Origin of the sequence: Pseudomonas sp. RC3H12 (assembly GCF_018596375.1) — a bacterium.
Classification (GTDB): domain Bacteria; phylum Pseudomonadota; class Gammaproteobacteria; order Pseudomonadales; family Pseudomonadaceae; genus Aquipseudomonas.
Genome location: NZ_CP075595.1, coordinates 2,095,223 through 2,109,226, shown reverse-complemented (window position 1 = coordinate 2,109,226; position 14,004 = coordinate 2,095,223). Strand labels below are relative to the sequence as shown.

Annotated in this window: 16 protein-coding genes and 2 pseudogenes; 8 read left to right on the top strand and 10 right to left on the bottom strand. The window is 64.6% G+C overall.

Features of this window, described 5'->3' with window-relative positions:
* The first annotated feature begins 129 nt into the window (after positions 1-129).
* Positions 130-392, top strand: a pseudogene (locus KHO27_RS09730) (putative quinol monooxygenase).
* Positions 393-404: 12 nt separating this feature from the next.
* Here the strand turns inward: KHO27_RS09730 and KHO27_RS09725 are convergent.
* Entirely contained in the window at positions 405-1,175 is a 771-nt protein-coding gene (locus KHO27_RS09725) for an SDR family NAD(P)-dependent oxidoreductase (RefSeq protein WP_214501692.1), read from the bottom strand.
* 112 nt (positions 1,176-1,287) lie between these two features.
* Here KHO27_RS09725 and KHO27_RS09720 point away from each other — a divergent pair, with 112 nt between their 5' ends.
* The 5 genes and pseudogenes from KHO27_RS09720 to KHO27_RS26380 form a co-directional block, all read left to right on the top strand.
* Entirely contained in the window at positions 1,288-1,827 is a 540-nt protein-coding gene (locus KHO27_RS09720) for a chalcone isomerase family protein (RefSeq protein WP_214501691.1), read from the top strand.
* 2 nt (positions 1,828-1,829) lie between these two features.
* Positions 1,830-2,366, top strand: coding sequence for a DUF3833 domain-containing protein (locus KHO27_RS09715; protein ID WP_111532835.1), 537 nt, complete (start codon positions 1,830-1,832; stop codon positions 2,364-2,366).
* Positions 2,363-2,668 carry a DUF6482 family protein gene (locus KHO27_RS09710; protein ID WP_110704336.1) on the top strand — a complete coding sequence of 102 codons (306 nt, stop codon included), beginning with the start codon at positions 2,363-2,365 and terminating at the stop codon, positions 2,666-2,668. Before KHO27_RS09715 ends, KHO27_RS09710 begins: the two co-directional genes overlap by 4 nt.
* 8 nt (positions 2,669-2,676) lie before the next feature.
* Positions 2,677-4,203 carry a cryptochrome/photolyase family protein gene (locus tag KHO27_RS09705; protein ID WP_214501983.1) on the top strand — a complete coding sequence of 509 codons (1,527 nt, stop codon included), beginning with the start codon at positions 2,677-2,679 and terminating at the stop codon, positions 4,201-4,203.
* Positions 4,200-4,322 (top strand): annotated as a pseudogene (locus tag KHO27_RS26380) (DUF2256 domain-containing protein); the annotation flags it as partial. The gene KHO27_RS09705 and the pseudogene KHO27_RS26380, both read left to right, overlap by 4 nt.
* On the opposite strand, the gene KHO27_RS09695 reads toward KHO27_RS26380, so the two are convergent.
* The 7 genes from KHO27_RS09695 to KHO27_RS09665 all read right to left on the bottom strand — a co-directional run bounded on the left by KHO27_RS09695 (position 4,320) and on the right by KHO27_RS09665 (position 9,827).
* Positions 4,320-4,808 carry a DUF2878 domain-containing protein gene (locus KHO27_RS09695; RefSeq protein ID WP_214501690.1) on the bottom strand — a complete coding sequence of 163 codons (489 nt, stop codon included), beginning with the start codon at positions 4,806-4,808 and terminating at the stop codon, positions 4,320-4,322. The pseudogene KHO27_RS26380 and the gene KHO27_RS09695 sit on opposite strands and share 3 nt — an antisense overlap.
* A gap of 2 nt (positions 4,809-4,810) precedes the next feature.
* The gene (locus tag KHO27_RS09690; RefSeq protein WP_110704345.1) at positions 4,811-6,070 is read right to left on the bottom strand and encodes an SAM-dependent methyltransferase; all 1,260 of its coding nucleotides are present in this window, start codon (positions 6,068-6,070) and stop codon (positions 4,811-4,813) included.
* Positions 6,045-6,854: a DUF1365 domain-containing protein gene (locus tag KHO27_RS09685; RefSeq protein WP_214501689.1), complete on the bottom strand. Its 810-nt coding sequence runs from the start codon at positions 6,852-6,854 to the stop codon at positions 6,045-6,047. The genes KHO27_RS09690 and KHO27_RS09685 overlap by 26 nt, the downstream gene beginning before the upstream one ends.
* The gene (locus tag KHO27_RS09680; protein ID WP_214501688.1) at positions 6,851-8,098 is read right to left on the bottom strand and encodes an NAD(P)/FAD-dependent oxidoreductase; all 1,248 of its coding nucleotides are present in this window, start codon (positions 8,096-8,098) and stop codon (positions 6,851-6,853) included. Before KHO27_RS09680 ends, KHO27_RS09685 begins: the two co-directional genes overlap by 4 nt.
* Positions 8,099-8,104: 6 nt before the next feature.
* Positions 8,105-8,857, bottom strand: coding sequence for an SDR family NAD(P)-dependent oxidoreductase (locus tag KHO27_RS09675; RefSeq protein WP_102681966.1), 753 nt, complete (start codon positions 8,855-8,857; stop codon positions 8,105-8,107).
* Positions 8,854-9,276 (bottom strand): nuclear transport factor 2 family protein, encoded by a 423-nt coding sequence (locus KHO27_RS09670; RefSeq protein ID WP_198754162.1) that lies wholly within the window; start codon positions 9,274-9,276, stop codon positions 8,854-8,856. Before KHO27_RS09670 ends, KHO27_RS09675 begins: the two co-directional genes overlap by 4 nt.
* A 104-nt stretch (positions 9,277-9,380) precedes the next feature.
* Positions 9,381-9,827, bottom strand: a complete 447-nt coding sequence (locus tag KHO27_RS09665) for a PAS domain-containing protein (RefSeq protein WP_214501687.1) — start codon at positions 9,825-9,827, stop codon at positions 9,381-9,383.
* Positions 9,828-9,974: 147 nt separating this feature from the next.
* Here KHO27_RS09665 and KHO27_RS09660 point away from each other — a divergent pair, with 147 nt between their 5' ends.
* Both KHO27_RS09660 and KHO27_RS09655 read left to right on the top strand, forming a co-directional pair.
* The gene (locus KHO27_RS09660) at positions 9,975-10,856 is read left to right on the top strand and encodes a MerR family transcriptional regulator (RefSeq protein WP_214501686.1); all 882 of its coding nucleotides are present in this window, start codon (positions 9,975-9,977) and stop codon (positions 10,854-10,856) included.
* A 124-nt stretch (positions 10,857-10,980) separates the two neighbouring features.
* Entirely contained in the window at positions 10,981-11,505 is a 525-nt protein-coding gene (locus tag KHO27_RS09655; RefSeq protein ID WP_023630687.1) for a hypothetical protein, read from the top strand.
* A gap of 61 nt (positions 11,506-11,566) precedes the next feature.
* Here the strand turns inward: KHO27_RS09655 and KHO27_RS09650 are convergent, their stop codons facing one another.
* On the bottom strand, positions 11,567-12,106 hold the full coding sequence (locus KHO27_RS09650) for a type 1 glutamine amidotransferase domain-containing protein (RefSeq protein ID WP_110704357.1): 540 nt from the start codon (positions 12,104-12,106) through the stop codon (positions 11,567-11,569).
* An 86-nt stretch (positions 12,107-12,192) separates the two neighbouring features.
* Positions 12,193-13,980, bottom strand: a complete 1,788-nt coding sequence (locus tag KHO27_RS09645; RefSeq protein WP_214501685.1) for a thiamine pyrophosphate-requiring protein — start codon at positions 13,978-13,980, stop codon at positions 12,193-12,195.
* Positions 13,981-14,004 lie beyond the last annotated feature (24 nt).

Sequence of the window (14,004 nt, the reverse complement as noted above, 5' to 3'; positions counted from 1 at the left end):
TCTGGATCTCAATGGTTTTGAAGGTACTGAGATACTGCTAACTTCCTGATTAGAGTATTGGAGGTTAACTGGCCGCTACCCTCAAGAACTTGTTTGTAAAAGATTGTCCGGTCCGGATATACCGCTGCCATACGCAAGGCCAAGCCAGGCCAGCCGCCGGCACTTTAAAGAGGCCTGGCGAACCGACCCGGACCGAGGACGGCAACCGAAACTACATGTTGTTCGAGCGCAACAATTAGCCCGGGACGTTTTACATGCGTGAAGCGTTCGACCCTCGACAGGTGCTGGACAGCCACCTGGCCACCGAACACTTTCTTCGTTTTGCCGAGCAGGCTGACGCGTTGTTGGTGGAGCCGTTGCAACTGATCTTCCTTGACCCGCTCCACCGCTGACAAGCCTGCGAGTCACCAGGGAATTGGCCTGCCGTCCCAGGCCCAGAAGGTACCGGTCTGTAACGGTCCATGCCGGCCGACGAGTTCGAGGATGCAACGGGCGGCAAACGCTGGCGAGAACAGTTTGTCGATTGGCACATTGCCCTGGAAGGGGCGCGAGAGCTGGGTGTCGGTGGTCCCGGGGTGCAGGGCAAGGACTGTTGAAGCGGGATTGAGCCGCTTGAGTTCGATGCTGGCCGTGCGCAACAGCTGGTTGAGCGCGGCCTTGCTGGCCCGATAGCTGTACCAGCCGCCAAGGTGGTTGTCGCTGATCGAGCCGACCCGGGCGGACAGCGCGGCGAAGGTGACCGGTTGCTGGCGCAGCAATGGCAGCAGGTGCTTGAGCAGCAGGAGAGGGGCAAAGCAGTTGCTGACGAAGCTGGCCTGCAACCCCGCCATGTCCAGTTGCGCCAGCGACTTTTCGGCGCGTGCCGGAGGCTGGTGGAGCACGCCGAGGGTACTGATGACCAGGTTCAACTGCGCACAGCTGGCCTGGACCTGCACCGCCAGTGCTTGCAACGCCTGTTCATCCCGAGCATCGCAGTCGATGCGCATCAACCTGCGGCCATGGATCAGGGCCAGAGCATCGAGCGGCGTGCTGCAATTTGCCTGGCGCGACACGGCGATTAGCAGGCCCACGTCTTCGCGTGCCAGCAGTTGTTCGCACAGGGCAAGGCCGATGCCTTGGCTGGCGCCGCAGACCAGCACGTTTGCGGGACTGTGGAGGTTGGTGATGAGGCTCATTCGAGGTGCTCCCCAGGCATGAATCGAGCTGCCCTAATTTCTATACAGAACTGGAATTTATCTGTACAAAAATCTAATCTTGTACAGAATTTGTTTTCTGTACAGGTTTATCATGGCCTTCGCTCTACGATTAGCCTGCTTCTGTCTGCTGTTGACCTCGCTCGCCTCGATCGGCGCGGATTGGCGAGCCACGCTGCCGGCGGCTCAACGGCTGGGTGAAGGCGAGTTCACCTGGTTCGGCCTGCGCCTGTACAGCGCCCGCTTGTGGGCAGAAGGCCCGCTGCTGGACTGGGGCCGACCGTTCGCCCTGGAGCTTGCTTACCACCGGTCGTTGTCCCGGGACACCCTGGTCAAGGCCAGCATTGAGGAGATGCGTCGCCTTGGCGCCGGCAGCGTCACGGCGCAACAACTCGACGCCTGGACCGGGGAAATGCAGGCGGCGTTCGTGGATGTGCGTCCCGGTATGCGCATCACGGGGGTGTACCTCCCGCAAGCAGGTTGCCGCTTCTACGTCGATGGCCGACTGCGCCGTGAAGTGGCCGATGCGGCCTTTGCCAAGGCCTTCTTCGCCATCTGGCTGGATCCGCGCGCCCGGGATCCACAACTGCGCCAGCGCCTGCTCGGCCTGGCCGGCAACGATCGAGGACCCTGAACATGTACAAAGCATTGTTGTTGGTAGGGTGCCTGCTGCTGGGCAGCTGTGGCAATGTCGGCGTCGAGCACTATGCCGACGAGCAACCCAAGCTGGACCTGGCGGCCTTCTTTTCGCGTCCGGTGCAGGCTTGGGGCATGTTCCAGAAGCGTTCCGGCGAGGTAGTGAAGCGTTTCCACGTGCGTATCGACAGCCGCCGCGATGGCGAGCGGTTGATCCTCGACGAGCAGTTTCTCTACAGCGACGGTACCCGACAGCGGCGCACCTGGACGCTGGTGCCCGATGGCCCTGGTCGCTGGCGTGGCACCGCCGGCGACGTGATCGGCGAGGCCCGTGGCGAAGTGGCTGGCAATGCGCTGCGCTGGCGTTACCAGCTGGACCTGCCAGTAGACGGGCGGCACTGGCAGGTAGACCTGGACGACTGGATGTACCTGATGGACGACGACACCCTGATCAACCGCTCGCGCATGAGCAAGCTGGGTGTGGAGATCGGCCAGATCACCCTGTTCTTCCGCCGCCTGCCGGAGGGCACGCGATGAATCTCAATACACTCTTCGAGCAGGTCGGCGCCGGCAAGGTCCGGGCGCTGGAGCTGCTGTCGCTGGAAGGCGGTTTCTACCTGCTGCGGGCCATGGCCGACGCAGGGCCGGTCACGCTGAGCGACGATCACGGGCAGGCCGTTCGCTTTCGCTCCATCACGCAGTTGCGTCAGGTACTGGCCGGGCTGCCGCCGGTGCCGTGCATGCTGGTCCAGCACGTGGTACACGATGAAATGTGCGGGCAAGGCGACGGCCCCGTCGCGCCGCTGCGGGTGCCGGTGACGCTGGACGAGCAGTGGTAGCCTCGGCGATGCGCCTGGGCCTGGTGCTGGGCGACCAGCTGTCGTTCGAATTGGCGAGTCTCGCCGCGCTGGACCCTGCCCGCGATGCGATTCTGATGGCCGAAGTGGAGGGCGAGGCACGCTACGTGCCGCATCATCCGCAGAAGATCGTGCTTATCTTCAGCGCCATGCGTCATTTCGCCCAGGCGCTGAGGGCGCGTGGCTGGCATGTGCACTACGTCAAACTGGACGCCGACGGCAACAGTGCCAGCATTGCCGGCGAACTGCGTCGCTGGCAGCAGGCCCTGGGCGCCAGCGAGATCCACCTGACCGAGTGCGGTGAGTGGCGCCTGGAACAGACGCTACGGGAGGCTGGGCTACCGTTGGTGTGGCACCGCGACACCCGTTTCCTGTGCTCGCGAGAGGCTTTCGCACGCTGGGCCCAGGGCCGCACCCAGCTGCGCATGGAGCATTTCTACCGCGGCATGCGCAAGCGTTGCGGCCTGCTCCTGGAGCCCGACGGCAGCCCGGCGGGGGGCGCATGGAATTTCGATGACGAAAATCGCAAGCCGTTGGCGCGAGGTCTGCGAGGCCCGTTTCCGGCGCATTTCGAACAGGATGCCATCACCCGGGGCGTGGTGGCCTTGGTTCGCCAGCGTTTCAGCGACCATTACGGCGAACTGGATGGTTTCGACTATCCCGTGACTCATGCCGAGGCTCAACAGCTATGGCGTCATTTTCTCGATTTCGGCCTGGCGGCGTTTGGCGACTATCAGGACGCCATGGCTGAAGGCGAGCCCTACCTGTTCCATGCGCGCATCAGCGCGGCGCTGAACATCGGGCTGCTGGACGTGCGCTGCCTGTGCGAGGACGTGGAAGACGCCTGGCGCCAGGGCCGGGTGCCGCTCAACGCCGCAGAGGGCTTCATTCGCCAGTTGATTGGCTGGCGCGAGTATGTGCGCGGTATCTACTGGCTGCGCATGCCCGAATACGCCGGGCTCAACCGCCTGGGCAACACTCGCGACCTGCCGGACTTTTACTGGACCGGGCAGACGCGTATGCGCTGCATGGCGCAGGCCATCGGACAGACCTTGCGCCTCGGTTACGCGCATCACATCCAGCGGCTGATGGTCACCGGCAACTTCGCCCTGCTGGCCGGAATCGTGCCCGCCGCGATCTGCCAATGGTACCTGGCCGTGTACATCGACGCGTTCGACTGGGTAGAACTGCCCAACACCCTGGGGATGGTGATGCACGCCGATGGCGGTTACCTGGGTTCCAAGCCCTATTGCGCCAGCGGTCGCTACATTCAGCGGATGTCCGATCACTGCAAGGCCTGCAGCTTCAGGGTGGACAAGGCGGTCGGTGAAGACGCTTGCCCATTCAATGCGTTGTACTGGCATTTTCTCATTCGCCACCGCGCCCAGCTTTCAGGCAATCCTCGTCTGGCCTTGGTGTATCGCAGCCTGGACGGCATGGCGCCTGCCCGTCGCGAGGGCGTGTGGCAACGCGGCCAGGCGCTGCTGGCGCGGCTCGATGCCGGCCAGGACCTATGAAGAAGCAGCATCTTCCAAGCAAGGTATGCGCGGCATGCGGCCGCCCTTTCACCTGGCGCAAGCGCTGGGCGCGGTGCTGGGCGCAGGTGCGCTACTGTTCCGAACGCTGCCGCCGCTCAGCGCCGCGCGGCGAGGCGCACCAGCAAGGGCAGGGCCAGGGCCCAGACCGGCACCAGCAGCACGCCCGTGACCACGGGTCCCAGGGGCAAGGCGACATCGGCCAGCCCGGCACCGCTCAGGTACGCCAACGGGCCACCCAGCGCGCCGACTGACGCACCGCGCCAAAACGGCCAACCCGCCCAGGCCAGGCTGTGGCGCAAGCCGCTGGCCAGCACCAGCCACAGCAGCGCCAGCCACAATGGCAGTGGCCATGCCTCGAAACGAAAAATCCCAATTGCCCCCAGCAGACCGTCCAGCATGCAACCGGCCAAGGTCACGCGTAACAGTGCGCCGACTTCGGTGCTGCGGGCCGGGCACAGTTTAAGGTGCACGGCCAGCCCCAGCGGCAGCAGGAGCAATAGCCAGGGAACCTTGGCGCCCAGCACGCAGGCCCACCAGCCCACCTGCAGCCATAGCGCATTGGCGATCAGCCAGGCGCGGGGCATCGTCATTGCCCGGGCAACGGCGCCCGCCGCGCCAGGGGCGCCGCCCACAGCAGCTGGGCCACGCCGATGGCCCGTTCCTCGAAGCCGCCTTGGCAGTAGCACAGGTAGAACTCCCACAGGCGCTGAAAGGTCTCGTCGTAGCCCAGTGCCGCCAATGTGCCGCGCGCCTGGCGCAGGTTGTCGCGCCAATGCCCCAGGGTGAGTGCGTAGTCGACGCCGAAATCCTCCAGGTGCACGAGGTTGAGCGCGGTGCGACGGCTGGCGGTGTCCAGCAGCACGCTCAGCGAGGGCAGGGCGCCGCCGGGGAAGATGTAGCGCTGGATGAAATCCACCGAGCGCCGCGCCTGGGCGTAGCGCTGGTCACGGATGGTGATGGCCTGCAGCAACATCAGCCCGTCGGGCTTGAGCAGTGACGCGCACTGACGGAAGTACACCGGCAAGTACCGGTGGCCTACCGCTTCGATCATCTCGATGGAGACCAGTTTGTCGAAAGTCCCCGTCAAGTCGCGGTAGTCGTCGCACAACACGGTCACCCGCTGCTCCAGCCCAAGGTCCTTCACCCGTTGCAGGGTATAGGTGTACTGCGCGTGCGACAGGGTCGTGGTGGTCACCCGGCAGCCGTGGCGGGTGGCGGCGTGGATCGCCAGGCTGCCCCAGCCGCAGCCGATTTCCAGCAGGTGATCCTGCGGGCTCAGCTCGAGCTTCTGGCAGATGCGCTCCAACTTGCGCCGCTGAGCCTGCTCCAGGGATTGTGCGGGGTGCTCGAACTGCGCGGCCGAATACATCATGGTCGGGTCCAGCAGTTGCTCGAACAGGGTATTGCCCAGGTCGTAATGGGCCAGGATGTTGCGACGGGCGCCTTGGCGGTTGTTGCGGTTGAGCCGGTGCAGCAGCCGCAGGGCAGGGCGGCCGAGGCGTGCCAGGCCGCCCTCGAGGGCGTCGAGCACATCGAGGTTGGCCACGAACAGGCGGGTGACCAACGCCAGGTCCGGGCTGCGCCAGTAACCATGGATATAGGCTTCGCCCGCGCCGATCGAGCCATTGCCGGCTATCAGGCTCCAGGCGGTGTCGTCGAGTATCTCTACCTCGGCCTGCAGCGCGCTGCCGGGGTCGCCGAACGTCCACTGGCGACCATGGCAGAGTAGGCGCAGATGGCCATGACGCAGCTTGCCCAGCTGGGCGAGCACGGCCTTGCGCGCCAAGCCGCCGAGCAGTGGCGCCAGGCCCGCGGACTTGCTAACGCTCAGGGTCGGATTGGACATGATCGGGGTCCTCGCAGGAGTGGCCGAGTGCCAGGTTGCCCCGGCTGGCGGTGTGGTCGTGGATGGGCGTGCGCTTGATGAACAGGCGCAGGGCTTGCCAGTAGATGGCCGAGACGGTGCGCAGGCTGATCCAGGGGAAGGCCAGGATGTAGTCGCGCACAGCCTTGCGATTCAGCGGCCGGCGCTTCAGGGCCAGGTCGGCCTCGAACACTTTCTGGCTGCCTTGCCAGTTCTCCATGTGGATGCGCATCTGTGCCTGGTCCAGGTGAAAGCGCACCCGATAGTCCATGTCCAAGGGCATGAACGGCGACACATGAAAGCGCTTGGCCATGGCGAAGGTTTTCGCCGGGTCGCCTTGCACCGGCAGCACATAGTGGAAACGCTGCCGCCACGGGGTGTTGCGCACCTCCAGCAGGATCGCCGCCAGGTGCCCGTCGCGGTCATGGCAGAAATAGAAGCTCACCGGATTGAACGACAGCCCCCAGCAACGCAGCTGGGTCAGCAGGCACACTGGCCCGTCGGGCATTTGCCCCGTGGCTTGGCTCACCAGCAGTCGTGCGGCCTGGGCCAGGGGCTGACCTTGGCGGGTGAGGCTCGGCAGGTAGTCGGTTTCCCGCCAGCACAGCGGGGCCAGGCGCCAACGCCCCAGCCAGCGCGACAGGGCCATCAGCCAGGCTTGTTCGTCCAGGTCCAGGTAGAACAGGCCGATCCGGTAACGGAAGGCATGGGGCCGCGGACTCAGGCGCCGATGACTGAGCCAGCCCAGGTACAGGCCACTGTTCACAGCTGCTCTCCGAAGTGCCTGGCCACCTGCAACGCACTGACCACGCCATCCTCGTGGAAGCCGTTGCCCCAGTAGGCGCCGCAGAAATAGCTGTGCTGTTGGCCTTGCAGTTGTGTTTGCCGGGCCTGAGCGGCAGATGCCGCCAGGCTGTACTGCGGGTGGGCATAGCTGAAGCGGGCGAGGATCTGCGCGGGGTCGATCAGCGCGGTCTGATTCAGGCTGACGCAGAAGGTCGTCGGTGCCTGGATGCCCTGCAGGATGTTCATGTTGTAGGTCACCGCGGCCGGCGCCTGCTCGGGGCCGCCCAGGCGGTAGTTCCAGCTGGCCCAGGCGTTGCGGCGGCGCGGCAGCAGGCGGGTGTCGGTGTGCAGCACCACGTCGTTGTCGGCGTAGCCGATGGCACCCAGCACGGCACGCTCGTGCACGCTCGGCGCCTCCAGCAGCGCCAGGGCCTGGTCGCTGTGGCAGGCGAATACCACGTTGTCGAAGCGCTCGGTGCCGGCGTCGCTGACCAGGGTGACACCGCCTTCGTCGCGGCCGACCCGGTGCACCTTGCAGTCAAGGCGGATGCGTTCGGCGAAGGGTCGGCACAGCGGGGCGACATAACTGCGCGAACCGCCCGCGACGACACGCCACTGCGGGCGCTGGTTCACCGACAGCAAACCGTGGTTGCGACAGAAGCGCACGAAGAACGCCAGCGGGAAGCCGAGCATATCGGCACGGGACATGGACCAGATGGCCGAGCCCATGGGCACGATGTAATGCTCAATGAAACGCGGGCCGTAACCGCGTTCATGAAGATAAGCGCCCAAGGTGGTGGTGGCGTCGATACGCTGGTGCTCGAGGTCGGCGAGAGCCTGCCGGTTGAAGCGCAGGATATCGCGCAGCATGCCCCAGAAGCCCGGCGACAGCAGGTTGCGGCGCTGGGCAAACAACGTGTTCAGGTCGTGCCCGTTGTATTCCAGACCGCAGAGTGGATCATGCACGGAGAAACTCATCTGCGTCGGCTGCGAAGCGACTCCGAGCTGTTCAAGCAAACGGATGAAATGGGGATAGGTCCAGTCGTTGAAGACGATGAACCCCGTGTCGATGGCATGGCGCTCACCCCGCCACAGCACGTCGACAGTGTGGGTGTGGCCACCGACCCAGCCGGCGGCTTCGAATACCGTTACTTCGTGTTTGCGCGACAGCAGGTAGGCGCAGGTCAGGCCCGCGATGCCGCTGCCAATGATGGCTATACGCATGGTTGCTCAGTCCGTTTCTTGACGTGCCAGGCGCCGGCCCAATGCCAGGCGCGCCCGCGCCGGCAGCGCTCCGAGCAGGCGCAATCCCCAGGTGAACAGGCGCGGGAAGTTTATTTCCAGGGGGCGACGCGGCAGCCGTCTGGCGATGTGCTGGGCGGCGCGCTGGGCCGACCACAGCTGCGGCATCGGGAAATCGTTGCGCCGGGTCAGTGGCGTGTCGACGAAGCCCGGGTTGACCAGCGTGACGTCGATGCCGGCTTGCGTCAGATCGATGCGCTGCGACTCCACCAGGTAGCGCACGGCGGCCTTGGACGCGCCATAGGCACCGGCCCGGGGCAAGGCCAGCCAGGTCACCGAGCTGCCCATCACCACCAGGTGAGGACGTGCGCCGGCCCGCAGCAGGGGCAGGGCGGCCGCCAGGCAATGGCTGAGGCTCAGCAGGTTGGTGCGCATCACGCGCTCGACCAGCGCCGGATCGAACCGGCCGGGCTCCAGGTATTCGCAGGTCCCGGCGTTGAAAATCGCCAGGTCCAGTGCGCCCCAGGCCTGGCGAATGCGGGCTGCTATCTGCGTGACCTGCTCCGGATCGTCCAGATCACCGTTGGCCAGCAGCACCTGCCCGGGAAAGCGCTCGGCAAAAGGCACCAGTTGCTCGATCCGGCGACCGCCCAGGGCTACCTGATGGCCTTGCTCCAGCAGGCACTGCGCGAGCGCCGCGCCGATGCCGCTGCTGGCACCGGTCAACCAGCAGCGGCTCATGCCAACCGCCCCTTGAGCCAGCGAATCGCCCCGCCCATCAGCGGAACATGCTCGTAGAGCAGGGCGCCTGCGTCGAAGAAATCCTGGTGGAGATGCACCCGATCATGCCATTGCAGGTAGCTGCAGCCTTGCAGGGAAACCGGGCGACCGCCGGCCAGCCGGGGGTGACGAAACTGCAGGGTCCAACGCAGGTACCCTTGCCCGGTCTTCACCTCGTCGACACCAGAGAAGACATAACGGATGTCATGGGCGTTGGCGTACAGCTGGGCGAAATAGGCCCGCAGGTCGCTTAGCCCATCAATCTGATGCAGCGGGTCGCGGAAAGTGACGTTCTCGCTGTACAGGTTTTCCAGCGCTTCGAGGTGCTCTCCATCGAGCTGGGCGAAGCGCTCGGCGAAATTCTGCAGGTACGTTGACATGCTCGGCTCCGGGAAATCCTGTACAACCCGGTATTTTTGTACAGGTATAAACGAAGCCTACGTTTAAATCTGTACAAGTCAACGTTCTTGTACAGATATTTTGCTCAGAGACCGGCCGCCGCCAGTTGGCGACGCAGGTCGGCGACCTCGGCTTCCAGCTCGCGCACCCGCTCCTCGGCGGCGATCTGCGCCGAGACATCGTGTTGAATGCCGATGTAATAAGTCAGCTGGTCCGCCTCGTTACGCACCGGGGTGATGGACAATTCGTTCCAGAACAGGCTGCCGTCCTGGCGATAGTTGCGCAGCACCTGGCGGCAGGGCTGGCCCTTGCGGATCGCCTCGCGGATCGCGGCGATGCCCGACTGTTGCCGATCCTGGCCCTGAAGAAAGCGGCAGTCCTGGTAGAGAATATCGTCCGCGCAGTAGCCGGTGAGGCGCTCGAAGGCAGGATTGGCGTAGATCAGGATGCTTTCTGGGCCCTCCTGCTCGGCGACGACGATGCCATCGTTGGAGTGCTCGACCATCAGTTGCAGGAGTTTTGCGTTGATCATTGGGGACACCCATGGAAAGCCTAAGCGGTATGGCGGGCGCAACGGTACAAAGCGCCGGCGCGATTCGCTACATAATGGCCTACCTGAGCTCGCCGCAGAAAGAGCGTATGGGTTTAGAATGTGCCATCTTTCCGACGATCCCTCCTGATGACCGAAGCCATCTCACCCGATTTATTGCCCATGCGCGACGTGGTCAGCCTGACCGGCATCAATCCGGTGACCTTGCGCGCCTGGGAGCGCCGCCACGGGCTGATCCGCCCGCAGCGCACCGACGGTGGCCATCGCCTGTACACGCCCGGCGACGTGCAGCGCATCCGCGACATCCTGCACTGGACTGCCAACGGCCTGCCGATCAGCAAGGTCGGCGAAATGCTCGCCGCCCAGCGCCAGGCGCCCGTGCAGCAGGACTCGGCCTTCCACGACTGGCGCGCCAATGTGAAACGGGCGGCGATGGCATTCGATGCACGGGCGCTGGAAGGTGTCCATGGCCAGCTGTTCACGCTCCTGCCCAAGGCTACCGTGCTGCGTGAGGTGCTGCTGCCGGTGTGGCAGGAAATGGCGGCAGGCAGGGCCTTCGGGGAACGCAGCCAATGGTTGTTCCTCGACACCTTCCTGCGCGCCCGCCTGCTGCTGCGCCTGCAGATGAACCAGGCCGATGCGCCAAGGGTGCTGCTGGCCGGTACCGAGGGGCATGCCGAACTACCGTTGCTGTGTACCGGCCTGCTGCTGAGCGCCGAGCAACAGCGCGTCGACGTGCTCGGCTGCGGACAGCCGTTGGAGGAACTTCCGCTGGTGTGCGCGGCAACCCTGCCGGCAGCGCTGGTGATCGCGGTGCAAGGGCCGGTGAACGCCGGCCTGGCCAGGCGGCTGCGCGCATTGCAGATGGAGATTGCCTGCCCGATGGCCCTGACCGGGGTGGCGGGTTCGCAAGCGGTGTTGCAGGGGATTCCGCTGCGTGTGCTGGACGAGCAGGGGGATGATGTGGCGGGGATGCTCAACGCCTTGCTCAGGGGCGCCCTGGATCTCTGAAAGCAGGGCGGCGGTGCCGATTCGGTCAACGCCAAACAGAATTGAATTTTGCCCTGCATGAGCGGTTCTACCACAGCGAGCTCCTCGATTCTTCTTGCCCGGAGCCTAACCGCAGGAGAACCGAGTGCCTAGAATCATCACCCCATCGACCCCCGAACACGAAATCACCGAACATAACGCCAGGATGTTCGGCTCGCCCAAGGAGCGCCTGGACTTCTACCGGCGTGAGATCCAGTACGAAACCAGCATCCTGGCCAACCGCACGGACGCCTATCTGGCAGCCCAGTCGTTTCTGGTCATCGCGTTCGTCTCATCCATGGGCAACCTCAATCAAGGGTGGGGCGAGATGTTCACCCTGATCGTGCCCGCGTTCCTTGCCCTGCTCGGGGTACTGAGTTCGCTCAATGCCTGGCCAGGCATTCGCGCGGCTTACAACATCATCGATCACTGGCAACTCAAGCAGAGCCACTTGCTGCGCAGCGAGCCCTTGATGGGGCTGGCCTACGACGAGTCCCCCCTGTTCTGCGAGGCCGAAACCTCACGTGCGGGGCATCGCAAGTCATTGCTCTTTTCACTGCGTACCCCGTGGATCTTCCTGGTGTTCTGGGTGCTGCTGGGTAGTTATTCGGTGTATATCCAGCTGGCGTGAACAACCCAAAGCATGGCCCCGGCTCGATGCAGGCGTGGGACGAGGGGGCCATGCGCCAATGTCAGCGGCCCAACGCTGCGATCAACTGCTCGTTGAAGGCCGGGATATCGTCCGGTTGGCGACTGGTGATCAGGTTGCCGTCCACCACCACCGGTTCATCGACCCAGGTGCCGCCGGCGTTGCGGATGTCATCCTGCAACGTCTTGTAGCTGGTCATCCGCTTGCCCTTGGCCAGGCCGGTTGAGACCAGCAACCACCCACCGTGGCAGATAACCGCCAGCGGCTTGCCCGCAGCATCATGGCTTTTCACCAGTTTCTGCGCGCCGGGTATCAGCCGGATGGTGTCGGAGTTCTGCACGCCGCCAGGCAACACGAGGGCATCGTACAAATCGAGTTGGGCAGCCTCGAATGTTGCATCCACGGCAAATTCGTCGGCGGGCTTGTCGTGATTCCAGCCGCGCACAGACCCTTCTTTTTCGCTCAGGATGTCGACCACCGCGCCATGCTTTTCCAGGGCGTTACGAGGGCCAGTCAACTCCACCTGTTCGAACCCGTCGGTGACCAGAAAGGCCACGCGCTTGCCGTTCAGTTGTGCACTCATCGTCGTGTCTCCTTTTTTGATAGGTCTGAAAGGGCAGGCCTCGGGCCTGCGGCGAAGTTCCAACGGATTGTCGTAAGGCCGGAACATCAATGCTTGCCAGGCAGAATCGTCCCCAGCACCTGCTTGGCCGTCTGCACGATCACCCCAACCTCGTCAGGGTCGCCCTTGAGCAGGGTGCTGGCGAATTTCTTCGCCTGCTCCAGCTTGATGTGCGGCGGTAGCGGGGGCACGTTGGGGTCGGTCTTGAATTCGATCAGCACCGGACGGTCAGCGGCCAGGGCCCGTTCCCAGGCGCTGGCGACTTCGTCCTCGCGCTCGACGAAGATGCCCTGCAGCCCGATGGAAATGGCAAACAGGTGGTAGGGCACGTCGGGTATGGACTGGGAGGCCTCGAACTTCGGGTCACCTTCCATGACACGTTGCTCCCAGGTGACCTGGTTGAGATCCTCGTTGTTGAACACCGCGCAGATCCACTTGGGGTTTTCCCATTGCTGCCAGTACTTGGCCACGGTAATCAGCTCGGCCAGGTTGTTCATCTGCATGGCACCGTCGCCCACCAGGGCAATCACCGGGCGTTGCGGGTAGGCGAACTTGGCGGCGATCGCATAGGGCACGGCGGCGCCCATGCACGCCAGGCCACCGGACAACGAACACTGCATGCCTTGGCGGATCATCAGGTCACGCGCGAACCAGTTGGCGCAGGAACCGGAGTCGCTGGTGACGATGGCCGTATCCGGCAGGCGCGGGGAAAGTTCGTGCACCACCCGCTGCGGGTTGATCGGGTCGGCCTTGGCCAGGGCGCGTTTTTCCAGGGTCTTGTCCCAGCGCGCGCGCCAGCCTTCGATCTTCTTGCGCCAGCGCCTGTCGGGCTTGTGTTCGAGCAATGGCAGCAGCGCCTGCAGGGTTTCGCCGGCGTCACCGACCAGGTTCACCTCCATCGGGTAGCGCAGGCCGAGCATGTCGGGCTGCAGGTCGATCTGCACGCCGCGGGCCTGGCCTTCCTTGGGCAGGAACTCAGAATAGGGAAAGCCGGATCCGATCATCAGCAAGGTGTCGCATTCAGTCATCAGCTTGTAGCTGGGCTCGGTGCCAAGCAGGCCGATGGAACCGGTGACCCAGGGCAGGGTGTCCGGCAGCACGGCCTTGCCCAGCAGCGCCTTGGCCACGCCCGCCCCAAGCTTTTCGGCCGCCGCCTCCACCTGTTCGCTCGCCTGCAGGGCGCCGGCACCGACCAGGATGGCCACCTTGCGCCCGGCATTGAGTACGTCGGCGGCCTGCTGCAGGTCAGCCGTGTAGGGCAGTACCCTCGGCTTGCTGTAGCCGACGCCGGAGTGCACGGTGCCATGGGCCCTGGCGGGCGCTTCATAGGGCAGGTCCTGCAGGTCATTGGGCAGAATGATCGCGGTTACCCGGCGCTCGCCCACGGCCGTGCGCACCGCGCGGTCGAGCAGGTGGCGTACCTGGGCAGGGGTGGACGCCTGCTGCACGAACGCCCCGGCCACATCCTTGAACATCGACAGCAAGTCCAACTCCTGCTGATAGTGCCCGCCCAGCGCCGCCCGTGCCTGCTGGCCGACAATGGCCAGCACCGGCTGGTGGTCCATGCGCGCATCGTACAGCCCGGTGAGCAGGTGCGAGGCACCGGGGCCCGAGGTGGCGATACATACGCCCAACTCACCGGTGAACTTGGCGTGGGCGCTGGCCATGAACGCGGCCATTTCCTCATGGCGGGCCTGAATGAACGCGATCTTGCCGTTGGCCCGGTTCAACGCGCCGAACACACCGTTGATGCCGTCGCCCGGGTAACCGTAGATACGCCGCACGCCCCACTGGTACAAACGCTCGACCAGGAAGTCACCTACCGTCGTTGTCATCGTCGTGTCCCTGTCAGTGATGGA